Raw genomic sequence first — 22610 nt, forward strand, 5'->3', positions numbered from 1 at the left:
TTTGCTCTTTTTTGATTATATTTGCTTCTTTTCTATATTTATTTGCTAGTTTGAACGTTTTATTTGAACTAATTCAAGATATATTAGTTTTTCGACAACAAACGACAAATCACATTGCAAAACCAACTATTTAATCATCTAAACTTTTACATACCTAGAAGTAACTATCTATAAAAGCTTTTTGCTTGTTTATGTATATCTAACCTTTTTCGTTTAGTGGTTGAAAAATGGGGAGAAGGAACCTGGACTATTGATCAACAAACAGATGTACATGAGGCAAAAATGTTAAGCCTAGATATTAGTAAAGCTAAACATCAGTTAAATTGGACTCCTAGGTGGGGGATCAATGAAACAGTTAAAAAAAGTCGCATGGTATAAATCCTAAAAAAATTGTGATATATACAATTTATGTAAAAGGCAGATAGAAGATTACTGCACTAGTAAGTAATTTAAAGAGCCCCTTTAATTGGAGGGGCTTTTTAAATAAATCTTAGAGATCTTAACTAATTATTACCTACTAGCAATTGGATGTTGTTTTACGCGAATAAATAACTCACACAATTATTTCACTATTATGTTAGAATCTTCTCGAAATAATCCCTACCATTTTCTTTCTTTTTCTCAAAACCCATTTTTCGTAAATACTCGATATGTTCTTCATGAGTTGTATAGCTAATTAGTCTGTTATAGCCTTTATTTAAAAAGTGGTCTTTGCTGTTTTCATAAATAAAGCTACCGATTTTAAAATCTCTATATTCTGGAATAACAAAATCAAGTTCAACCTTTAACGTATTTTCATCGTGCTTAGACCCTAAAAATACACCTGCTGGTACCATGTTTCGTAAAATATAAAAGCTCACTTCGTAATGATTTGCTATGAGCTTAGCGGGATCTGTGAATTTCTTAAGTCCTTCTTTATAAAATTCTAGGAAGTGGTTAAAATACTCTGAATCCTTCTCAATAGGGAGGAGCTTAAAGTATTCTTGCTTAGCGCTAGCACTATATATTTTCACAAGATAGTAAATATTAATAATTACGATCCCTAAGTTCATAAAGCCTACAGGTAAAGCACCAATTAAAAATCCATTAAGTGAAAACAAGCTAGATCCGATTAAATTAACCCATCTAAGCTTGATTATTGAACTCATTAATAAAGAAATAAGCACAATAAGAGAAGCTAAGTATCCTAACCATTCAAACCAATTAATTTCCATACCTCATGAAAACCCCTTTCGTAAATAAACAAGATAATTTTAAATAATAAAAATAGGTACATTTTCTAATCATGACAAGATATTGCTTGCATTCAGTCGATTATTATAGTTTTGACAATTAATAAATTTACTAACAAGTGTACTCCTTTTCTATTAGGGAGTATGCTAAATAAGGTGTATCTAAATGGTTTATTAGTATAAACGTTTAATACTTTTTCAATATTATTCTTTGGAATATCGGTCTATTTATACCATATTTAACAATGTTCCTTTTCTTTTGGAAAAATAAATGGATATTTTAACTTTTTTTCAATAGTGTAAGCTTATTAGCAAATGAATGATGAGATGTCATTTTTGTTATTATCTTTCGTATATTCTTTCAAATTGTTCTTAGTAACCAGTAAAGATTTTAGTTGATTAGGTTGATTTGAAAATTTAAGTTCTTGTATTCGAGAGTGTTTTCGGTTTAGACGGAAACTAGCACATTTTTTGATAGTAATTACATTTGCCCTTCCTTCTTAATATGTTAAACGTATAATACATTAAGAATTAATAAGGGGGTGTAATTTAATGGGAAACTATAGAAGAAATAATAACAATGTAGCAGGTGTTTCTGATGAAAAATTAGAGCGTTTAGCTGATATTTTCGATGAAGACTTTAAAGTTCCTGTACGTGCATCAATTGATGGAGAAGATTTTTGTGATGCTGTTCGTCGTTGCTTAATTAATGACCTTGTTAATGGTCTGTTAGATGAAGAAGATCGCCCGAAAAAACGTCATAGATACTAACAAAAAGTAGTAATAGATTCCGATTGAACATCAATCGGAATTTATTATCGAAACCAACTTTCTGTTTCAAGATCTACTTCAAAAGTTTACTATCATTCACCAAAACGTATCTCAGTTAAACCTCTAGTTTAACCTAGATGATAAAAAGGCTGATTAATCTAGGAAAATCGTTACATTCTTTTTTAATTTTTATATCGGAAGGAGGATTTACAATGATAAGAAGAGAATACGACAGAAATGGTAACCAAACCTATTATAAACGATCAGTTTTAGATTCAGATAAAGTAGAAAATCTAGCAGGAGTTTTCGATGAAGACTTTAAAGTCAAAGTCAATGCTTTTATTGAGGGTGAAGTTTTTTGTAATGCAGTCCGTCGTTGTCTACTCAATGACCTCATTGCAGGAGCTATGGATGAAGATGACAATAATAGACAAAAGAAACACTACTAGTTTTGAAAAAAATAAAACATGAGGCTAGGATCTATTCTTTTCCTAGCCTATATTTTACAGATTTATGGAGAAAGTCACGTATATGTAATCTGTTGTATAAAATAGCTCTTCATTCGAGGGGTTTTAATGAAATATTTTAAATAGAGAAGAGCTCTAAATTTACATAAAAATAAATGGTACATCATCTGAGTCATTCCACAATTGAGAGAAGAAAAGAAAATGAGTGGAGAGATAAATGTAGTGAGGATAAAAAGAGTTGTTTTATTATTTTTAACTGATTGGATCAACTAGTTTTATATTTCTCCCACCAATAGTTTTGCATTTAAAGGGAGGGAGATAATCGCATAAAACGGTTTGCTTGATTTACGTGATATGAACTTTAATGAACATAAATATGTAGAAATGAGCGGAGAATGGGGGATTTATTGGGATAAACTTGTAGGACCTGAACAATGTCTGAACATCCGACAGTTTTTGTATCCTTTCCGCATATGTGGATGGGTACTGAACTGAATAATGAGACATTATCAGGTGTGGGATATGCCACATATGAATTGAATATTAAAGTAAATGAAGATAGCCTTACAACGCAAAAAGCACTTTATTTACCACTTATTTCTAATATGTCGAAGCTATGGATTAACGGGTTGTTAGTTAGCATATAGGGGAAGTAGGTATAAACCCTAAAAATGAATATCCAGCACTGTTTTAATGATTGATATAGATTTCTTTAAGTTATTTAATGATACATACGGACATCAAAAGGGTGATGAAATTTTAAAATTAGTTGCTCAATCTTTGAAAAATAGAGTAGATATGTCCGAGGGTTTCTTTGCAAGGTACGGGGGAGAAGAATTCTTTGTTTTATTAAATGGGAAAACGGTTGAAGAAGTTGTTGATATTGCTAAAGATTTGAATAAGGTTATTCATAAATTAAAAATCAAACATCAAACCTCAACAGTTACTAACAGCGTAACCATTAGTATTGGTATTGCTCATTCTACTTCAACGTATCCTATAGAAAAAGATCAACTCATCCAGAAAGCTGATGAAGTTCTGTACCATTCTAAAGAAATAGGTAGGAATTCTGTATCATTGTATTACCAAAATAAGGTGATTCAATACTAATAAATATCATAAAATAACCTTTAAAGTGAATGGATGTAACGGAAATTAACAACTTGTAAAAGCGAAAAAATAGCGCTAATGTTGGTTTAGTAAGGTACAACCAACATTAGCGCTATAGCTATTCTTTTTAGTTTATATACATTATAAATTTGTTTTCTTTATTTGGTATACGTATAATGTGGTGATTCATATTGTGGACCGGATTTTTCATACGTAAACCAGTATTCAATTTTATCACCAGGTTTTAAACCAGAGATAACTTGTTCCCATACTCCATTTTTGTTTGTCATTCTAAGATTATGTTGATTTGTATTGTTAGTTAAAAAATGGATGTCAACATATTTTGCTGGAGTTGTTGGTGTAAATTGAATCGTTACCTGATCTTCAGACTGGCTAATTGCATTTACGGTAAAGTCATCCGTTTTGTGCTCATTAGTAGAAATTGGTTCGATTGAAAACCAATTGATATTAAACTCAAATCCAGATGCAAAAAGTCTGATCGTTTGTTCACCTTCAGTTAAATTAACTGTTGTTGAGATGGTTTCCCAATTTTGCCAGCCACCAGTATTAGGAATATCTGTTGTTGCTAAAGTGTTTGTATCTGATTTAAATTGAAGCTGACCATTTGATGTTTGGCTAGCTATACGATATTCAACCTTATAAGCGCCTGCTTTTGGGACATTGATCGCATAATCTAAATAATCTCCAGTATCAATGTAGCCAATATTTTCTCCGCCACCACTATCTGTTGTTGCTTCATGGGTAACTCCACTCATATTTGTATAATTTTCAGCTTCAATTTTGGCAGGGATGGTTATTGTGTCTGGAACTGGATCCGGATCTGGATCTGGATTAGGATTTTCGTTGCCACTTCCATTTCCAGTATTAAAGCTATTCGGCTCTACTGTTACAGTATGGCCGTCTGAGAAACGAACTGTTTTTGTTTCATATGTCATATTATATACGACATATGTTTTCTTACCATTTTTATTGAAGACAGCATAAATTGGATAATCAGCAGTGATCGTCGGATCCGCATTTCCGATTGCATCCAAATTATAAATCCAATGGTACATATTTGCCTTAGAATTTCCTGCCTCAGGAGTCATACTTGAAATTCTTGAATTAAATGATGATTTGGCATCATTTACATCTGAAATCGCACGATACATGTAGATTAGATCTTCCCACACGTTAAAATTTGTGCCACCGTTTTCTGAAACTAGAGTGTTATAATTTTTAGCTGTATAATCTGGATAATGTGTTAAATATAAGGAAGCACCTGTAATTGGTAACCAGTTAATTCCATGTACTTCTTCAGGATTGTTTGTCCACCAAACTGCATCTCCAACTGTTTTGCCACCCCAAATCATACTAGCAGTAGAACGAGTGAAGTCTGGATGATGTATATTATCATTTACATCAAACCAATATTCATTTATTGCATTCATTTCTGTCGTATATAGGTAGATACCTAGATCACGAATTGTTTTATCACCAGTTGCTTCTCCCCATAGAATTAAGCCTGCCCAAGCGTTCATCGCTTCTGAAGAGGATTCATTATTATTGCCATCCCCAAACCTTGAATGACCTGATGCCCATGAATGTCCTGCATAAGGATCAAAGTTTCTTAGGAAAGGAAAGTCTTGATCATTTCGATCAGGATTGGCTATATCACGAATTAATAAGTCGACCATTTTTCCCCATTTAGAGTCACTTGCCCAAGCCTGATCTACTCGCGCGATTTCAGCAGCAGCTTTTATAAAATAACCATAGTGGAAGTGGTGGTCATTTAATTCTGCTGCACTACCAAAACTAGCCGGATATCCAATAACTGTTCCCCAAGTCTTATTGTAGTAAAATAATTCAGATAAATTTAAACTTCCTGCTTCATCACTAGCAGTAAACCAGTCTTCTAATCTATTTTTAATTTCAGATCTAAATTGAGTGGCCGCATTATCATCACCAACTTGCTCTGCAATAGGTGCAAGTGTAGCCAATTTTCCTAAACGTTTTCCAACCCAATAAGTATCTGGAGTATTTGAATAGTCCTCAGACTCTGCTTCATCTACATATTGAGCTAGTTGATTTTTATCATAAGATCCTTTATCAGGTAGAGAAGGTAACACCCCGGTAAAATCCATTGTTGTTTTGAATGAATTTCCTTCTGCTGTTTTCATTAAACCACGAACTGATTGATAAGTATAAGGTAGTAATGATTTATTCGTATTTTTCCATTGATGTGGGTACAATGCAAAAATGGTACCAGACTTTGAACCTTCTTTTACATCTGTTGTAGTAGTAAATGTTGTTGTAATCTTACTAGTGTTTTCATCATAAGACCAATCAACTTTTGTGTCTGAAACATGTGAGTAGGCATATTCTTTAAATTTAGCTAAAGTCTCTGGTGATTTGTCTGGGAGGGCAACTATTGAAAAGTAGTTTTTTCCATTTAAGTTGTTGGTAAGGGTTTTACCACCTATTCCATTCCATGTACTACCAGAAGGTCCAAACAGTCCATAATGACTTCCTTCAATTGTTATACCTAAAACGGAGCTTGACGAGTTTCCTGACCAAACAGTAGGTGCTGTATAAAAGGATAATTGTGGATTTCCACCAGTAAAAGTAAAGTAAACATAAGGTGATCCATGACCATATGTGACTTCCATAGAGTTGTTGTTATTCTTGTATAAAGCGCTTACAAACCAATCGTTAGATGAATTAACCTTAGTGTCAGGAAAGGTAGTAGCATTCGAATGCCCAACAGTAAAGTCGTGAATATCATTTATCCATCCACATACACAGGAGGAATTTGCTGTAATTCTTGAACTAGGGTTATAGATTCGAAATCCATCCTCTTGGTTTTTTACTGCTAGAGGATGTGGGTACTGAGCTTCTGAATATTTATCCCATGCTAGATTACTCCACCAATCATTTGTAGGCATTTTTCCTTGAAATTGATCTGTTTTATAAATTTGATTTTGTACATCAGTCGCACCAGGTGGGAGAACAGTAGAATATGATCCTGCACCAAGTGTTTCTTCACCAGAAAAAGCAGATAATTGAGTAGGCATTAACATCAATGACATCGTGAAAAGTAGAATATAAATGTAAGCTTTTTGCATCAGAACCCTCCTAATTTTTGTTAGTGAAAGCGTATAGTTAAAACCTTTTATCCCTCCTTTAAATTAGAAACCGCTTTCTTGAACAATTTTTCACAAAATTGGAATAAATGTCAATATAAAATGAGAAAATTGAGAATATTTTCATATAAAATTACTTTTTTACCATCTAGAAATAGGTATATTTTATTAAGCCTTAATTTTAATAAGTAATAGGCCTTAAATATTTTCTCGAGACATAATCTATAAAAATAATTAGTTTAATGGACTGCAATAAACCTTGACAAAAAAATAAATCTTTTTTTATAATAAAATAGAAAGCGCTTTCTTTAGTTGAGGGATCGATTTTCCTCTATTATTTTTTTCTATTTAAAGAAACCGATTTCCTTCATTTTTGCAAGGAGGTGATGATTTTAAATACTGACCAGATAGTTAATAAATATTCAGGAGGTAATACGAATTGAAACGTAGGTCCAAACACCAAAAATATTTAGCTATGTTATCTATTATTGTCCTATTGTTATCTACTATTCTACCTGTTACTTCAGTATTTGCTGAAGATGAAGGCACTGTTTCAGTAGGTGCTGGTAACTACCGAACATCGATTGATGGATTAAATTATGGAAGCCCTCAAAGTGAAATATTTAAAACAATTAACCTTGAAGGTGCAATTCCAACAAACGAATGGTGGAGTTCTGCCATATGGAAGGATTTTTCAAGTGCAATATATCCTCATCCTTTAGCTGTAAAAGCTTATGATCAGGGTTTAGGAATTGATTACCCAGAAGTAACCGTTGAACCTAACACACGCGAAGACGGTAAAGATTTTGTAAATGCATTATATGAAGATAAAGATAAAGATCTTGTATTAGGTGGGGAAGGACTCACCGCTGAAGCTGCATTAGTAGATGGATACAGTGATTGGGCTGTTGATTTATTATTTGAAAATGCGAACAAGTCTAAGAAATTAAAAACAACAATCTCTCATGGTAGTCCATATATATTTGCAACATACTCTAATACAAACCCACAAATTCATGTAAATGGACAAGCAACGGTTTGGAGTGGAAATCAAGATAGCTCTGTATTAGGAGTAACAATTAATGGAAACCACTACGGTGTTTTTGCCCCAACAGGAACCACTTGGACTGGATTAGATACAAATACATTTACAGCAAAGCTACCATCTGGAACTGACTACATATCGATTGCTGTATTACCAGATTCAAGCACTGAAACTTTGGCTTTTTATGAGCAACATGCTTATTCGTTTATTACCGATTCTAAGGTAGATTATTCTTATGATGAACAAACGAGTAAAGTTACAACTAACCTTTCTGTTACAACAGAATTAAAAGAAGCAGGAAAAGACAAAAGCACAATTATGGCTCTTTATCCTCATCAATGGAGAAACACAACGAATGAATTACTAGATTACGAGTATCGCTCCCCAAGAGGGACAATGAAGACAATTGCAGGAAACTCTGTTACAACAGTTCTTACTTACCACGGTATGCTACCTTATATGCCAACATTAGGAGCAGATAAAACTAGACTTCAACAGCTCGTTGATCAAGTGGAAGCAGAAGAACAATTGGTACGTCCAGGGCTTGAGGGTGATGGGCCATACTGGGTTGGTAAAAACTTAAATCGGTTATCTCAGCTTTTACCAATTGCAAACCAATTAGGTGACAATGAAGCTGCAACAAAATTTAAAGTAGCGATGGAAAATGAGCTAGCTGATTGGTTTACAGCTCCGGCTGATCGAGATAAAAAATTCTTTTATTATGATAATAACTGGGGTACTTTACTTGGTTACCCAAATGGATTCGGTGCTGAAACATCAATAAATGATCACCATTTCCACTGGGGCTACTGGGTATATGCTGCAGCATTACTTGAGCAAAATGACAATTGGGCAACTACCAATGATTTTGATGAAATGGTAGAGCTTTTAATAAAAGATATGGCCAACTGGGACCGAACAGATACATCAATGTTCCCATACCTAAGAAATTTTGATCCTTATGCAGGACATGCTTGGGCATCTGGAAATGGAACAGATCTTTATGGTGGTGATGGGTCTGTTACAGCTGAACCAGGAAACAACCAAGAATCCTCCTCTGAATCCATTAACGCATGGGCAGGAATGATTATGTGGGGTGAAGCAACAGGAAACGATGAGATTCGTGATGCTGGTATTTACATGTACACGACTGAAGTAGACGCCATTAATAATTATTGGTTTGATATTGATAATATGAATCTACCAGAAGAATATAAGTATGAATATGCGCCAATGGTATTTTCTTCAGGTAGTGAGTACCGAGTATGGTGGACAAAAAACAGTGAAGAAGTGCATGGAATCAACATGCTTCCAATTACTGCTTCATCCTTCTACCTTGGTTTTGATCCTGAGTATATGAAAGCCAATTACAACACAATGGTAGAAGAAAATGGTGGTGTTGAACAGGAATGGGCAGAGGTTTTCTGGATGTATCAAGCCATGTACGATCCTGCAACTGCATTAGAAAAGTTCAACACAACAGATTATGCTGCAGAGTATGGTGAATCAAAAGCACACACATATCAATGGATAACAAACTTTGCTGAATTAGGAAATGTCGACCGTTCTGTAACAGCGGATACATCCATGTATGCTGTTTTTGATAAAGATGGTGTAAAAACATACATGGCTTTTAATCCTGATAATCAAGATAAAACGGTTACCTTCACAAGTATTGATTCTTCTAGTCCAGCAGTTGAACTGATCGTTCCTGCAAATTCAGTAGGATCAACAGTACGAAACACGAACTTAAGTGATACTAGTAAACCAGATTTAGTTGTAACGGATATTATAACAGACCCATCCGTACCTGCAACTGGTGATACAATTACGTTTAAGGTGAAAGTTCAGAACCAAGGATACACAGAAGCGAAAAACTCAGATAGTGCTGTAGGTATGATCATAAATGTTAACGATGAGCTGCTAGGCTGGGGTGGTAGCAGTGATCCAATCACACCAGGTGAAACAGTTGAGTTAGCGTTACGAGCTGATTGGTCTTCACCAGCAACAAGCTGGACAGCAACAAAGGGTACTCAAACCATTACAGCTCATGTAAATAACCCTGATAATGGTTCAAGAGGCTTTGAAGAAGTTAATGTAGAAAATAATGTGTTAAGTAAAGAGATACTAGTAGAAGATCCACCAAAAACAAATGAACTATTTTTACGTTCACTAGGTTCACTTCCTGTTCGTACTTTATTAAAAGAACAAGGTGGCACAGAAGTAAACGATCGCTTATCAGCTGATCATAATTCTGTTATGTATGAGGTGAAGGATGTTCTTGGTGATTACCAAGGATCAGGATCATCTGTTTATGAATTAGAAGTAGACGCTGCAACAAATACCGATGCAGCTATACAAGTAAAGCTATCTTATGATTTTAACAATGATGGAACAATCGATCGCACAGAGCTTTTTGCTCCTCATAAATTAGATCATTCAGAAGGCTTTGAAACGATTACTAGTGATAACACTAGTGCGGAAATTACTGGAGCTTATAACAACTTTTCTTATGGTAGAGTTCAGGTAGAGCTTATTAACCTAACTCCTGAATCAGCAATTGATGTAAAAGTAAACAGCAAATCTGCTGCGAAAGTTCAGCTACCTTACAATGCAATTAACATAACTCGTAAAGCTGAGCTTGTGCTAAAAGACTTTACTTGGGAACCAGCTGAACCAAAAGCAGGAGATACTGTTACCTTCCAGGTTGTAGTTGAAAATCAAGGAAATGCAACAGCGAAAGATGGAAATGGTGCAGTAGGTTTTGATATGCAAGTAAATGGTGAGGTCCTTGGTTGGGGTGGAGTAAGTACACCAATCGGAGCTGGTGAAACTGTAACAATGAGCTTAAGAAGTGATTGGAGTTCTCCTGGATCATGGACTGCCAAAGCAGGAACAAATAAAATAAAGGTAAATGTAAATAACCAAAAAAATATTGTAGAATCAAGCTTTGATAATAATATATTAGAAAAAAATATTACTGTTGAGGGTGAAGGCAATCCTCCTGATCAAACTGAAAAAGAGTGGGTAGAGGTTGGAGAAAACCTTGTGATCGATGGTGAGTTTAAATCCACAACAGAATTTGGAAATGGTGACAATCCGATTGAAGGCTGGAACATTCATAACCAAGGTGATTTTGAGACAGGTGCTGGACTTGCAGAATTCTCTGTTGTTGATGAAGCATTAAACGCTAAAATCCAACAAGTTGGTTGGGACTGGTGGCAAATCCAGTTGTTCCAAAACGTGAATTTATCAGCAGGTACCTACAAAGTTGCTTTTGATGCAAAATCTGATTTAGAACGTCCTTTATATGTTGAGCTTCAAGGTACAGATCGCCAATCATTTACAATAAATGATACGATGAAATCCTATGAAACAATTCTAGAGGTTAGCAATGATGGGACGGCAAAGCTATTAATAGGATTAGGAAAAGCAGCTGCTGACACTGAGCTTACAGTACCATATAATGTAGTTATTGATAATGTAAGAATTGTGGAGGTTGAAGAGCAATTATCTCAACCTGAACCAGATCCTGTGAAAGATTGGGTTGAAATTGGCGAAAACCTTGTTATTGATGGTGGATTTGATACGACTACTAACTTTGGTAAAGCTCCAGATGAACTAGTTGAAGGCTGGAACATCTTTAATATGGGAGAGCATGACCCAAATGGAGGAAAAGCGATATTCTCGGTTAATAATAAAGAGCTAAATGTCACTGTTGAACAACCAGGTTGGGAGTTATGGCATATTCAATTATTACAAAACCTTGATATACCAGCTGGAACTTATAAGCTTGCCTTTGATGCAAAGTCAGAGATAGAGCGACCTGTGTATGCTGAGGTACAAGGAAGCGGTATGCAAACCTTAACAGTGACAGATACAATGCAAACACATGAGAAAATTATTGAAGTTGGGGCAGATGGAGTAAAGCAATTACTGATTGGTTTAGGTAAAACTGCTGCTGATCCTACTTTAACAACACCATATAATATCGTTATCGATAATGTCAGATTGATTGAAGTTGCTGAAGATCCAGGCACAGAAGATCCAGGCACAGAAGATCCAGGTACAGAAGATCCAGGCACAGAAGATCCGGGCACAGAAGATCCAGGTACAGAGGATCCGGGAACTGAAGACCCAGGCACAGAAGATCCAGGTACAGAAGACCCGGGTACAGAGGATCCAGGTACAGAGGATCCAGTAACAAAGCCAATTGTGCAAGTAAAGCCTAAGTTTAATGCATCGACTAATAAAGCTACTATTAATTTAGATGCTATCAAGGAACTAACGACCAATGGCACTCTAGAGTTAAATCTTGAGGAACTGAAAAATCAAACAAAAGTTATAGTAGAACTTGACTCAAACCAAGTGAAAGCATTAAAAGAAAAAAATGCTGTTATTCATCTGAAGAAAGGTGAAGTTGATCTACTAATCTCAGCGAGTAATTTAACAGGAGAAGGAACTGTTCAAATCGCTATGACAAAATTTAAGGACAATAAGGATGCTTTAGCTCCTGTTTATGACTTTACTATCACTCAAGGTAAAAAAATAATTGATACATTTGATACTCCAGTAACCCTTAAGTTCAAAGTAGATAAATTTAAAGATGCTAATAAAGTAAAAATTTATTATTATGATGAAAAGAAAAGTGAATGGATATCAATTGGGGGAACAGTAAAAGATGGTTATGTAACGGCAGAAACTGATCACTTTACAATCTTTACTGTTTTTGAAAATTCTATAGGCAATCAGCCACCGACTGAAGAACCTAAAGATAATGATGAATCTAATGATAAAGAACAAAAAACAGATAAACCTGAACAAAGTATATCAAAAGATGAAAATGGCAAGAAACTACCTGACACAGCGACGAATACACATAATACCCTTTTACTTGGTGGATTATTAACCATAATTGGTCTCTTGTATATTGGAAGAAATCGGCTTTTATTAAGAAAGTGATAGTTTATTAGGAGAATGCTAGTATAAGTGCTCTAGTAATTTATCAACCAAGGAGACTATGAAGGTTCAAATTTAAAACAAGTGAATCAGAAGAGAAAGCGCATTGAGATTCAAATATGAAGCTCAATGCGTTTTTTATTAATTTTATCAATGTTTCATAATCACCATATAGTAAGAATAAGAAGAAATTTACCAAGAGATACGTAGGGGAAATAGGTTGTTAATACCAGTATAATCGATTCATTTTTTATCAATAACTGTTTTTTTAAACAAAAATAACTGTTTTTTATATATTAAATATAGAAGAGAAGAAGATATTATACATTCGTAAGCGGTTTCAATTTTGTTGTGGAGGTGATTGTTTATTAGTTGGTCATATAGTTATAAAATTATAAAATAATGTATCTATGAAGATTGTAATGAAAGTAAAACTGCTGTGGACATTTTAGCCATTAATTAGAGCTAGCTGACATGTTAAAGATGTGTGTTCTAAAAACTACCAAAGATAATTCAAGTTTTATCAGCATTGAATTTAACGATGATTGATAGGAAAACAACTAGAACTTATGGTAAAGAGTGGATTGTCAAGCTATGCATCTAAGAATCAGCATATTAAATTTTAAAATTAGGAGCTGATTGTAAAATGGCAAAGGACCGTCCTTATCTCAAAATAGCAAAAGTAATGGTAATTGGTTCAATTGTTTTTTCTTCCGTTATTTTACCCAAAATTCCATTTTTAGAAACTGACCTCAATAAGGTACATGCTGTAACCTCTCGACAAATGGAATCGTTAAACCGAGGCTTAACAGCGGTAAAAACATCCGATGGTGTATTTGTTAGCTGGCGACTATTAGCTACTGAATCAAGTAGTGTTTCTTATAACCTCTATAGAAATAATCAAAAAATTAATTCTTCACCGATTACTTCAAGTACGAATTTTTTAGATACAAACGGGACATCAAGTTCAACTTATTATGTGAAAGCTGTTCTTAATAATACTGAGCAAGCTGCATCTGAAACTGCTAAAGTGTGGGGAGAGAAATATATAAATGTTCCTATCAAAAAGCCTAATGGTGGTGTGACACCAGATGGAGTCAGTTACACTTATAGTGCAAATGATGCAAGTGTTGGTGATTTGGATGGAGACGGTGATTATGAAATTGTAGTAAAGTGGGATCCGTCAAACTCTAAGGATAGCTCAAAGGATGGTTATACAGGGAATGTTTATGTTGACGCATATGACCAAGATGGAAGCCAACTTTGGCGAATAAATCTAGGCAAGAATGTACGTGCAGGAGCTCACTATACCCAATTCGTTGTTTATGACTTAGATGGAAATGGAAGAGCAGAAGTTGCGATGAAAACTGCGGACGGTACAATTGATGGACAGGGTTCTGTGATAGGAAATGCAACTGCTGATTATCGGGATGCTAAGGGAAGAGTTTTAGCAGGATCAGAATATTTAACGATTTTTAGCGGAGGATCCGGACGGGCATTGGAGAATATCCGCTTTAAACCGGAAAGAGGTAACGTATGTGATTGGGGAGATTGTTATGGCAATCGAGTGGATCGATTTCTTGCCGGTGTTGCCTACCTCGATGGACAAAGACCAAGTTTAATTATTTCACGTGGCTATTATGAGAAAACAATGATCACTGCCTATAATTATAGAAACGGTGATTTTACCGAATTGTGGACATTTGACAGTGACGATACTGGCAATCAAAGCTATGCAGGACAAGGTAACCATAGTCTTGCAGCTGCTGATCTAGATGGAGACGGTAGAGATGAAATTGTTTACGGTGCAATGGCGGTTGATGATAATGGTCGAGGTCTTCATACGACAGGGTGGGGACATGGAGATGCTCACCACGTAGGTGATTTAAACCCTAACTATCCAGGAATTGAAATTTTTCAGGTTCATGAAAATTCTGGTTCTCCTATAGGAATGGGTGTTCGTGATGGTGATTCTGGTCAACTTCTATGGGGACTTCGAACAGGTCAAGATACTGGTCGTGGAGTAGCAGCCGATATCGATCCACGCTATACAGGTACAGAACTATGGGCATCAGGTCAATCGTTATATTCTATTACTGGAACAAAGATCAGTAGTACAGCACCTTCCTCTATGAATTTTGCAATATGGTGGGATGGAGATGTCACGCGTGAGCTTCTTGACCACCATTGGAATGGATCCACTGGTGTTGGTAAGATTTATAAATGGAATTATCAACAAAACAAGCTGGATACCCTTTTAACTGCATCTGGAACTTTTTCAAATAACTGGACGAAAGGTAACCCAAGTCTACAAGCAGATTTGTTTGGAGACTGGAGAGAAGAAGTGATATGGAGGACAGAAGATAGTAATGCGTTACGTATTTATACAACGACTAATGTAACAAATCAGCGAATCTTCACTCTTATGCACGATTCTCTATACCGTACAAGTGTTGCATCGCAAAATGCTGGGTACAATCAACCACCACATACAAGTTTCTACTTAGGCAGTGGCATGAAAACACCTGCTATACCAAATATTTATACTCCTTAAAATCTGTTAAAATTGATCTGTTTGGTGTAATTAATTAATTAATTTCTATTAAGATTTTCCTTTATAATTGAAACGTCTCATTTCTTGAAAATTAAAAGAGTATGAGGCGTTTTTGTTATTCTTTTTAATAGGGATAAGGACAAGAGAATTTGGTACAGTTTATTAAGCAAACTGTTAGATTTTTGAATGATAGGCAACAAGATTATGTTAAAATTAGGAAGAAAACATTAATTTATTCTTTATTTCACCTTATTTTAATTTTCTATAAAAGGGATTTACGTACTTGTCATATGGAAGTTAAATAGATTTGAAGGGGAAAATTTAGTTGAATTTACATGAGGAAGATATTGAAAGGGAAATTAAAAACATTAAGAGGAATTCAAAAATAGGCTGCCTTATTTGGACAGTTATTTTAGCGATACTAATAGTTCTGCCAATCGTTTGGTTAGCTGGCAATTTTATTTATGATGTGGAATATAGAGAGTATCCTCTCATTGTCAGTCATTCCCCAAATAACTCCAATACCATTGAGATTGTAGAGGTAGGTGGTCCGTGGTTTTTTGGCCCTTCAACAGTTAGGATCAAATACGAATCAATACATATAAACAGATATTTATACAATGACGGTGCTTCAATCTCAAATGAAAATGTTATGGTTGATTGGAAGAGTGACTATGAGGCAACGTTAGCTCTTTACGGAGATGAGCAAAAACCTGACACAGTAGAATTTACTTTCAGAGATAACAATAATAAAGATAAACCATTTTTTCGAGTTAGTGATACGGATTAGAAGTTGTATCGTAATAAAAAATAGTAATAATGGAATAGTTAAATCCCTGATGCTATCAATGATATTTTAAAGAAAATTGATTGATTGGTATTAATCATATATATAAAGAAATTGACATTACATAGGAGTGATTAAATGTTGTTGGAACAACCGAGATGTACAATCTGTGATAAAGAAATTAAGGAAGATGAAGATGTATTTGTGAAAATTCGTTATCCAAAGCAAAAGGGATTTACAGAAATTAAAGCTTACTTAAGAAACGAAGGGAAGTTCATTTGTGAGGATTGTATTGAAAGTAAATCTAACTAGATTTTTTTTTGCATAAATAATTTTAGATGAATAGAATGCTCTTGGAGAATATGAAAAGAATAGGTAGAATTAATAGAATGATTAATATGTCAAAGTTTTCACAAAAGTAAATAGGTTTGGGAGCAGTTTACTACTATAGGGAGTTGAAGTGTGAATGATTAGTAAAGTCGGTCAAGTTATGTTGTATGTTGAGAATCAAGATGAAGCGGTGTCGTTTTGGACTGAAAAAGTAGGGTTTAGTGTTATTTCTGAAGAAGATAACAAACAAGGAATGAGATGGATCGAGGTTGCTCCGAGTAAAGATGCAGACACAAGCATTGTTTTACAAAATAAAGAATTTATCGCGAAAATGTCTCCAGAACTAAATCTTGGAACACCTTCTTTATTGTTTTTTTCATCAGAATTGGATACGTTATATAGCCATTTATCAAATAATCATGTAACAGTTGGCGAAATTGTAGAATTACCTTTTGATGGTGGAAGAGTATTTAACTTTTCAGATTATGAGGGAAATTACTTTGCTGTAAAGGAAATAAAATAAAAGGCTATGAATAAGCTGCCACTTAAGGCAGCTTTCTTAAATGTCAATATATAAGAGTTCTAAAGATAAATATCGTAGTAAATATCATTTGAATCCTAATCTTATTACTCAAATCGACTATTTTGATCTATCACGATCGTTAAAAAACCATTTAAAATAAATTCTCGTTAAAAAATAGGTGCACCAATTGGTGATAAAACTCAAATGCCAGGACCATTTTTTGTAGTTAATTAAGTTAGTATACTTTTCAGCGATCACTTCGAATACTGTGATAGTTGAGGTATGAAAACAATAATAAAGAATTTTAAAGAAATTATTCTTTTTTTCTGGAAAGTATAAATTGAAAAGTGAGCATAATGCTGGGTAAACAAAGTATTCAAACGTAAAACTTGCTTTATTAGCTTTTTTGAAAAAAAGTCGATATGGATATGAGATTAGCTTCTTTTCTGCCACAATTAACCCAAATAGCCATGTCATAACTTGTTTAAATAAAAATGAAACTTGAGCCTCCTTCATTCTGTTAGGAGGTACAAATTTAACTAATAAAACAGAAGTTACAATCCATGAAGAAAGCTCAATCACTTTTTCTAGTCAATTTTTCATTATTCGTTCCACCTTAAGAGCATATATAGCTAGAAATTTACCTTTTTCTATTAAGAGAATAAGTATAGGTGCCTATTAACATGATACAGATAATAGTCAAACCAATTGTTATTAAAGGCATTGGGATATAGTGCGAATAAAATATACCAAGACAACCAATTAAAGCAGAAAAGAAAAACCAAAACGGTGTGGAAGTGTTATTCATAGAATTCATATTAGAATCTGAATTTATTACAGAATCATAAGTACAAAGGGCATAGAACCCTGGATAGAATAGTGCGAAGTCATAATTTATTAGTTGTAATGCCTCGGAATGTTGTCCGCTAAATGAAAGCATAAGTGAATCATTTATATTTGAAAGCTTGTTTAAGATATGTTCAAGAATGAGTAAAATAATCCCTTTTGTAAACTGTCGGTTATGGACTTGCCCGAGACCAGGCATGACAAATGAAAGAAGTGCTGCATAAAAATGTCTCATCAAGTGCTTACACCTTCCAATTGTTTTTTGTAATAGTCTAAACATCGAAGGTTTTTTTATACGTATTAATCCATATCACGAATGGACTCGGTATTTAAATTGGGTGAAGGTTAGTAGAAAAACTAGCGATGATAACTGTACAACTTTTAAAAAGATGATGAAAAATCTCTGGTTATGAAGATAGTTAGGAGGAATGAGAATGTTATTTATCGCTAAAAATGCGAAAATTATTTATTTGCTTGCGGTTTTATTTTTAATCGTAAAAACAGTAACACCAAACGAACAGGCATCTAATATAGTTTGGAGTATACTTTTTGTAGCGATCGTCACTCCAGTCCTTTTTATTGAGTTTCAAGTAAAAAGGAATAAAAAGGATAGGTAGTTTGATGGAAAATGATTTTTATAGACCAGTTAACAATATAATCTTTTAACCTAGAAGCATAACCCGTTAAATTGTGGGAGGCTTTTTATTTTTGGTTTAGGGTTAAAGTTACTTCTATAAACAATAAAATTTAAATAAATTTCAATATTATTTTATTGTAAAACGATAAATAATGTGTTAAATTCAAATAGATAAAAAATAAATGAGGTGTATAAGATGAAACCAAGTTCAACACTTTTTCTAAAGATAGCTGTTATATTTATCGGAATTCCAGTACTTGCAATATGTTTATTTTTGTTACCACAGATTGCATCAGAAGCAAATGAAGCAGCAGAAAAGGGATCAGATCTGGCCTATGCGGTATATGCAATTTTAATGATTATGTATGTTTCAGCGGTTCCTTTTTACTTCGCTTTGTACCAAGCTTTTAATCTTTTAACGTATATTGATAAAAACCAGGCTTTCTCGGAACTATCTGTAAAAGCATTAAAGAAGATCAAAAATTCTGCCCTAATTATCAGTGGCTTATATGTTGTAGGATTACCATTTATCTATATTTTAGCAGAGGTAGATGACGCACCAGGCATTATCATTATTGGAATGGTAATGATTTTTGCTCCGATGGTTGTTGCTGTCTTTGCAGCTGTTCTTCAAAGACTATTAAAAGAAGCCATTGATATAAAAACAGAAAACGACCTAATAATCTGAGGTGATAAACATGGCAATTATAATTAATATTGATGTAATGCTGGCTAAAAGAAAAATGAGCGTAACAGAACTATCGGAAAAGGTTGGTATCACAATGGCAAATCTATCTATTTTGAAAAATGGAAAAGCAAAAGCAGTACGACTATCCACCCTAGAAGCCATATGTAAGGCATTAGACTGTCAACCAGGAGATCTTTTAGAGTACAAAAATGATGAAGATATCCAAGAATAGGAGCAAAAAAAGCGTGAAACTTTTATTAAAAGTTTCGCGTTTTTTACTTTCATCAAAAATAACCTTTCTTAAATAGAATAAATAGATAGTTCAGGACACAAAAGTTACTTTTTTACGAAAGTTACAGGTTTTATGCAGGTTATACAGGAGAAATTAGCTGAAACTGGTGAACAAAAAACATCAGCAATTACGTAATTATTCAACTTTACCTATTATTCGTTCAACTTTGGGCAATAATCGTTCAACTTTTCATGATAATCATTCAACTATTATAAATAATCGTTCATTCGACATTAATTGACAAGATATTTGTTGATGGATATTACAGACTAATTTTTACATAGTGAAGAATATACTTGTTATACTAGTAGTCATATAGCATGGGATATAGCGGGTTATGACATAGAAAAGAAAAACTTATTATCTAGATTTGATAAGAAAACTGCTAACTTTCTTAAAAAACACTCTTTTCACGATGGAATGGTTAAGAAAATTAGTTTAGTAAATAAAGAGAATGGAAATAAAAAAGATCCCACAACAATCAAAATGGTTATCAAGCAATACAATAATGGAAGTCTGTATCAAATAAAATGGACTAAAGTGCGAAAATTCACTATGGATTTTGATATAACACGTAATGTTTACGAAAATAAGCCTCATAAAATTGTGTTTAGAGGTAAAAGAGGTCTTGATGAGTGGGGGTATGATGAAATACTTCCCTTGAATCAAAATCAATTACAGCATGAGATATTTCTATTTTCTCAAACAACAATCATTATTCACTGTTCATCTATTAAAATTAGAAAGATAGAGAAATAAATGATTTTTTTGAACTTCTTCAAGATTATCTATTGAAAATGAAAGGTTTTTTTGTATAAAAAGGGGGATAAGTTGTGTCTGAAATTACATTTTTAGCATCAACTAAGTCTTTTATCATTCCTGATGAAATTCAAGAGTATAATAATCGTACTGTTTTTGAACGAATAGAAGATGTAATGGGTTTATGGGTTGTAGAAGTGAAAGCGAATGGATGGGGGGAGTCGGTGGAAGGACTTTTTACTTTGCTTTATATTTATGAAATTTCTGGTGCAGATAATCAATTATTTTTATTGTATCTCGAAAAGTATATGGAAGTGGGAGATGTTTTGGAGCTTTTACATATTCCTAATCAACATAACTTTGAGTATTATGAAAGCAGATTACTAGAACACCCAGATTCAATTTTCATTAATGTAGGAAGCTTAACATATCAAAATAAATATGGCACATATCAGTTAAATTCTAAAAATTGGGTAGAAGAGCTAAGTCATAAGAACTATTTAACAGAATACGGAGTTACTAGAATTGTTAAATATTAATCATTAACATGTCTGTAGTTTTAAAAGTAGATAAATTTGTCCAACTTCTACTATTATTCTGATCAATCAGTCGATGCTAAACGACAAATAATGAATAAAAATTAGTAATGCCTCTGACGGGATTCGAACCCGCACTCCTTTCGTAAGCATAGGCTAGGGGGAGAACACGCTTCCCTACGGAATTTCACCGACAGGAATTCCACCTGTCTCAGCTTATTTGCTTTTCGGTGCTTCTGAAACCCTTGCCTTGCGACCCGTCGGCTACAATGTTTTACGGCGCTCTTCCCTTCTAGAGCTACAGAGGCGTATTTTATATTTATTATACAATGCTAGAATATTTAACTACAGTATTAATTTTATTTGATAAACTTTGTGCTGTTGAAGTAACAGCTCCACATCCTACTTACTATTTATTAACCCTCAAAAGCCAACAATCAACTTAAACAACTAAAGTAATTTGCAATAATTATTAACTAAGATAGCTAATAATTCAAGGAGTGCATTTATGAAACGTGGAATTAGTTTTGAGCTACCAAATAGATATGGAACACTTCTTTCTAATGTTTTAAAGCCAATTGACATTGCTACTTATAGTTGGAAAATCGGCAGTGGAGAGTCTTATAAGATAAAGAATAATGAATTGAATAATGATCTTTTCCTTGATAATAAAAAGGTGATAGAAGGAATTGATTTCAAAAGATTAATAGAAAATAATAGATATTATCTTATTTTTGTTGAACTTCAGGCACACCCAAAAGGCAGAATTGTAGAGATTAACAATTATGATGAATTTTTGCGAAGTGATTGTGAGCTTGTTTTGCTGGTTGTGGATAGTTGCTATGTAAGTATCTACTGTAGAGATAAAAGTAAATTAGAAACTTTATACAATAATGTACAGAATTATGGTTTTAAAGGTGTTGAATATATTACAAATGAAAATGATACAAGAACTACACTGTCCGTTTGGTAGAAGTTCTTGTTAAGATATCATTAGCGATAATAAAAAGTTTATTATTTCAAAATAAGGAGTTATTTATATGAAACATCAATTCCGTATCGGAGAAGTGGCCAAACTGTTCCAAATTTCTACCTCGACACTTCGTTATTATGATGAGATTGGCATTTTCCAACCTAAATATACTGATCAGCAAAGTAGTTATCGTTATTATACAATCGAGCAATTTATCTCACTTGATACAATTATTTTTCTAAAGAAAAATGGATTTTCGATAAAAGATATTCAACAGCAGTTAGAAAAGAGAACACCTGAAAATACGAAAGAACTTTTGGAACGAAAGCTTAAAGAAGTTAAAGATGAAATGGAAAGATTGAAAAGAGTTTCTGAGAAAATAGAAAGTAAAATTGCTACCATTGATGAGGGTCTTTCACTTCGCACCAATCCAACGTTGGAATATCGCTGGTTTCCAAAACGTGCAATTTCTTATATATACAATGATGTACCAATTGACTTGATGAAAGAATCTGAAGCATTGTATTTAAAAGACCTAGAAAACCTATCATTAGCTGGTGTTGATTATGATGGTTTTTTCACTGGTGATTTTGGAGCTATTGTCGAGATCGATAGTCTTAATCAAGAAGGACCTGTGAAATATAGAGGTGTCTTTGAATTATTACATAATAATAACAAAAAGCAAGGATTGAAAATATCTTATTTGGATGAAGGTATATTTGCTTGTTTCCCACATTATGGACCTTATAAAACAATTAAATCTAGCTATTCTTCTGTACTAGATCATTTGAAAAAATCAGGCTATCATGTGATTGGAGCTCCTTTAGAAATAGCCATACTTGATGAATCTGTTATTCAGGATGAAGCAGCATATATCACCTTACTTCAAATTCCGGTAGAAAAAGATTGACCTTAAAGTAACTTGAAGGTTTATACTTTCTCTTGTAAGAAGTACAGG

20 protein-coding genes are annotated in these 22610 nt (G+C 33.7%); 16 read left to right on the forward strand and 4 right to left on the reverse strand.

Annotated features, from left to right (window positions below; all coding sequences use genetic code 11):
• Positions 1-572: 572 nt before the first annotated feature.
• Positions 573-1214, reverse strand: coding sequence for a GNAT family N-acetyltransferase (locus tag JOC75_RS02330; protein WP_204952513.1), 642 nt, complete (start codon positions 1212-1214; stop codon positions 573-575).
• 570 nt (positions 1215-1784) lie between these two features.
• Here JOC75_RS02330 and JOC75_RS02335 point away from each other — a divergent pair.
• The 4 genes from JOC75_RS02335 to JOC75_RS02350 all read left to right on the forward strand — a co-directional run bounded on the left by JOC75_RS02335 (position 1785) and on the right by JOC75_RS02350 (position 3580).
• The gene (locus JOC75_RS02335) at positions 1785-2003 is read left to right on the forward strand and encodes a hypothetical protein (RefSeq protein ID WP_204952514.1); all 219 of its coding nucleotides are present in this window, start codon (positions 1785-1787) and stop codon (positions 2001-2003) included.
• Positions 2004-2215: 212 nt separating this feature from the next.
• Positions 2216-2452 (forward strand): hypothetical protein, encoded by a 237-nt coding sequence (locus JOC75_RS02340; RefSeq protein ID WP_204952515.1) that lies wholly within the window; start codon positions 2216-2218, stop codon positions 2450-2452.
• Between the two features lie 452 nt (positions 2453-2904).
• Complete coding sequence (locus JOC75_RS02345) at positions 2905-3117, forward strand: hypothetical protein (RefSeq protein WP_204952516.1); 213 nt, start codon at positions 2905-2907, stop codon at positions 3115-3117.
• 46 nt (positions 3118-3163) lie between these two features.
• A complete protein-coding gene (locus JOC75_RS02350) occupies positions 3164-3580 on the forward strand; it encodes a GGDEF domain-containing protein (protein ID WP_204952517.1) in 417 nt (138 codons plus the stop codon).
• A gap of 158 nt (positions 3581-3738) precedes the next feature.
• Here the strand turns inward: JOC75_RS02350 and JOC75_RS02355 are convergent, their stop codons facing one another.
• Positions 3739-6705: a glycosyl hydrolase gene (locus JOC75_RS02355; RefSeq protein WP_204952518.1), complete on the reverse strand. Its 2967-nt coding sequence runs from the start codon at positions 6703-6705 to the stop codon at positions 3739-3741.
• Positions 6706-7162: 457 nt separating this feature from the next.
• Here JOC75_RS02355 and JOC75_RS24130 point away from each other — a divergent pair, with 457 nt between their 5' ends.
• From JOC75_RS24130 to JOC75_RS02380, 5 genes are all read left to right on the forward strand, one after another.
• Entirely contained in the window at positions 7163-12730 is a 5568-nt protein-coding gene (locus JOC75_RS24130) for a glycosyl hydrolase (protein ID WP_204952519.1), read from the forward strand.
• A 643-nt stretch (positions 12731-13373) separates the two neighbouring features.
• Positions 13374-15281: a rhamnogalacturonan lyase gene (locus JOC75_RS02365; protein WP_420827996.1), complete on the forward strand. Its 1908-nt coding sequence runs from the start codon at positions 13374-13376 to the stop codon at positions 15279-15281.
• Positions 15282-15606: 325 nt separating this feature from the next.
• On the forward strand, positions 15607-16071 hold the full coding sequence (locus JOC75_RS02370) for a hypothetical protein (protein ID WP_204952520.1): 465 nt from the start codon (positions 15607-15609) through the stop codon (positions 16069-16071).
• A 135-nt stretch (positions 16072-16206) separates the two neighbouring features.
• Positions 16207-16380 (forward strand): Fe3+ hydroxamate ABC transporter substrate-binding protein, encoded by a 174-nt coding sequence (locus JOC75_RS02375; RefSeq protein ID WP_204952521.1) that lies wholly within the window; start codon positions 16207-16209, stop codon positions 16378-16380.
• A 154-nt stretch (positions 16381-16534) separates the two neighbouring features.
• Positions 16535-16921 (forward strand): VOC family protein, encoded by a 387-nt coding sequence (locus JOC75_RS02380; RefSeq protein ID WP_204952522.1) that lies wholly within the window; start codon positions 16535-16537, stop codon positions 16919-16921.
• A gap of 117 nt (positions 16922-17038) precedes the next feature.
• Here the strand turns inward: JOC75_RS02380 and JOC75_RS24320 are convergent, their stop codons facing one another.
• Both JOC75_RS24320 and JOC75_RS02385 read right to left on the reverse strand, forming a co-directional pair.
• On the reverse strand, positions 17039-17437 hold the full coding sequence (locus tag JOC75_RS24320) for a CBO0543 family protein (RefSeq protein WP_338036561.1): 399 nt from the start codon (positions 17435-17437) through the stop codon (positions 17039-17041).
• Positions 17438-17561: 124 nt separating this feature from the next.
• The gene (locus tag JOC75_RS02385; RefSeq protein ID WP_204952523.1) at positions 17562-18002 is read right to left on the reverse strand and encodes a hypothetical protein; all 441 of its coding nucleotides are present in this window, start codon (positions 18000-18002) and stop codon (positions 17562-17564) included.
• A 199-nt stretch (positions 18003-18201) separates the two neighbouring features.
• Here JOC75_RS02385 and JOC75_RS02390 point away from each other — a divergent pair, with 199 nt between their 5' ends.
• From JOC75_RS02390 to JOC75_RS02420, 7 genes are all read left to right on the forward strand, one after another.
• Positions 18202-18384: a hypothetical protein gene (locus tag JOC75_RS02390; RefSeq protein ID WP_204952524.1), complete on the forward strand. Its 183-nt coding sequence runs from the start codon at positions 18202-18204 to the stop codon at positions 18382-18384.
• 216 nt (positions 18385-18600) lie between these two features.
• Positions 18601-19092, forward strand: a complete 492-nt coding sequence (locus JOC75_RS02395; protein ID WP_204952525.1) for a DUF2975 domain-containing protein — start codon at positions 18601-18603, stop codon at positions 19090-19092.
• A 10-nt stretch (positions 19093-19102) separates the two neighbouring features.
• Entirely contained in the window at positions 19103-19324 is a 222-nt protein-coding gene (locus JOC75_RS02400; RefSeq protein ID WP_204952526.1) for a helix-turn-helix domain-containing protein, read from the forward strand.
• A gap of 480 nt (positions 19325-19804) precedes the next feature.
• On the forward strand, positions 19805-20143 hold the full coding sequence (locus tag JOC75_RS02405; RefSeq protein WP_239589246.1) for a hypothetical protein: 339 nt from the start codon (positions 19805-19807) through the stop codon (positions 20141-20143).
• A gap of 74 nt (positions 20144-20217) precedes the next feature.
• Positions 20218-20682 carry a hypothetical protein gene (locus tag JOC75_RS02410; protein ID WP_204952527.1) on the forward strand — a complete coding sequence of 155 codons (465 nt, stop codon included), beginning with the start codon at positions 20218-20220 and terminating at the stop codon, positions 20680-20682.
• Between the two features lie 505 nt (positions 20683-21187).
• Entirely contained in the window at positions 21188-21652 is a 465-nt protein-coding gene (locus JOC75_RS02415; RefSeq protein ID WP_204952528.1) for a DUF2691 family protein, read from the forward strand.
• 67 nt (positions 21653-21719) lie between these two features.
• Positions 21720-22562, forward strand: coding sequence for a MerR family transcriptional regulator (locus JOC75_RS02420; protein ID WP_204952529.1), 843 nt, complete (start codon positions 21720-21722; stop codon positions 22560-22562).
• The last annotated feature ends 48 nt before the right edge of the window (positions 22563-22610 follow it).

Origin of the sequence: Metabacillus crassostreae, assembly GCF_016908395.1 — a bacterium.
Classification (GTDB): Bacteria; Bacillota; Bacilli; order Bacillales; family Bacillaceae; genus Metabacillus; species Metabacillus crassostreae.

Excerpts from the sequence above, each read along its gene's own strand:
- JOC75_RS02335 (WP_204952514.1), top strand. The coding sequence starts at position 1,785 with ATGGGAAACTATAGAAGAAATAATAACAATGTAGCAGGTGTTTCTGAT.
- JOC75_RS02385 (WP_204952523.1), bottom strand. The coding sequence starts at position 18,002 with ATGAGACATTTTTATGCAGCACTTCTTTCATTTGTCATGCCTGGTCTC.
- JOC75_RS02390 (WP_204952524.1), top strand. The coding sequence starts at position 18,202 with ATGTTATTTATCGCTAAAAATGCGAAAATTATTTATTTGCTTGCGGTT.
- JOC75_RS02365 (WP_420827996.1), top strand. The coding sequence starts at position 13,374 with ATGGCAAAGGACCGTCCTTATCTCAAAATAGCAAAAGTAATGGTAATT.
- JOC75_RS02345 (WP_204952516.1), top strand. The coding sequence starts at position 2,905 with ATGTCTGAACATCCGACAGTTTTTGTATCCTTTCCGCATATGTGGATG.
- JOC75_RS02415 (WP_204952528.1), top strand. The coding sequence starts at position 21,188 with ATGAAACGTGGAATTAGTTTTGAGCTACCAAATAGATATGGAACACTT.
- JOC75_RS02380 (WP_204952522.1), top strand. The coding sequence starts at position 16,535 with ATGATTAGTAAAGTCGGTCAAGTTATGTTGTATGTTGAGAATCAAGAT.
- JOC75_RS02405 (WP_239589246.1), top strand. The coding sequence starts at position 19,805 with ATGGTTAAGAAAATTAGTTTAGTAAATAAAGAGAATGGAAATAAAAAA.
- JOC75_RS02350 (WP_204952517.1), top strand. The coding sequence starts at position 3,164 with ATGATTGATATAGATTTCTTTAAGTTATTTAATGATACATACGGACAT.
- JOC75_RS02400 (WP_204952526.1), top strand. The coding sequence starts at position 19,103 with ATGGCAATTATAATTAATATTGATGTAATGCTGGCTAAAAGAAAAATG.
- JOC75_RS02330 (WP_204952513.1), bottom strand. The coding sequence starts at position 1,214 with ATGGAAATTAATTGGTTTGAATGGTTAGGATACTTAGCTTCTCTTATT.
- JOC75_RS02340 (WP_204952515.1), top strand. The coding sequence starts at position 2,216 with ATGATAAGAAGAGAATACGACAGAAATGGTAACCAAACCTATTATAAA.
- JOC75_RS02395 (WP_204952525.1), top strand. The coding sequence starts at position 18,601 with ATGAAACCAAGTTCAACACTTTTTCTAAAGATAGCTGTTATATTTATC.
- JOC75_RS24320 (WP_338036561.1), bottom strand. The coding sequence starts at position 17,437 with ATGAAGGAGGCTCAAGTTTCATTTTTATTTAAACAAGTTATGACATGG.
- JOC75_RS02355 (WP_204952518.1), bottom strand. The coding sequence starts at position 6,705 with ATGCAAAAAGCTTACATTTATATTCTACTTTTCACGATGTCATTGATG.
- JOC75_RS02420 (WP_204952529.1), top strand. The coding sequence starts at position 21,720 with ATGAAACATCAATTCCGTATCGGAGAAGTGGCCAAACTGTTCCAAATT.
- JOC75_RS02375 (WP_204952521.1), top strand. The coding sequence starts at position 16,207 with ATGTTGTTGGAACAACCGAGATGTACAATCTGTGATAAAGAAATTAAG.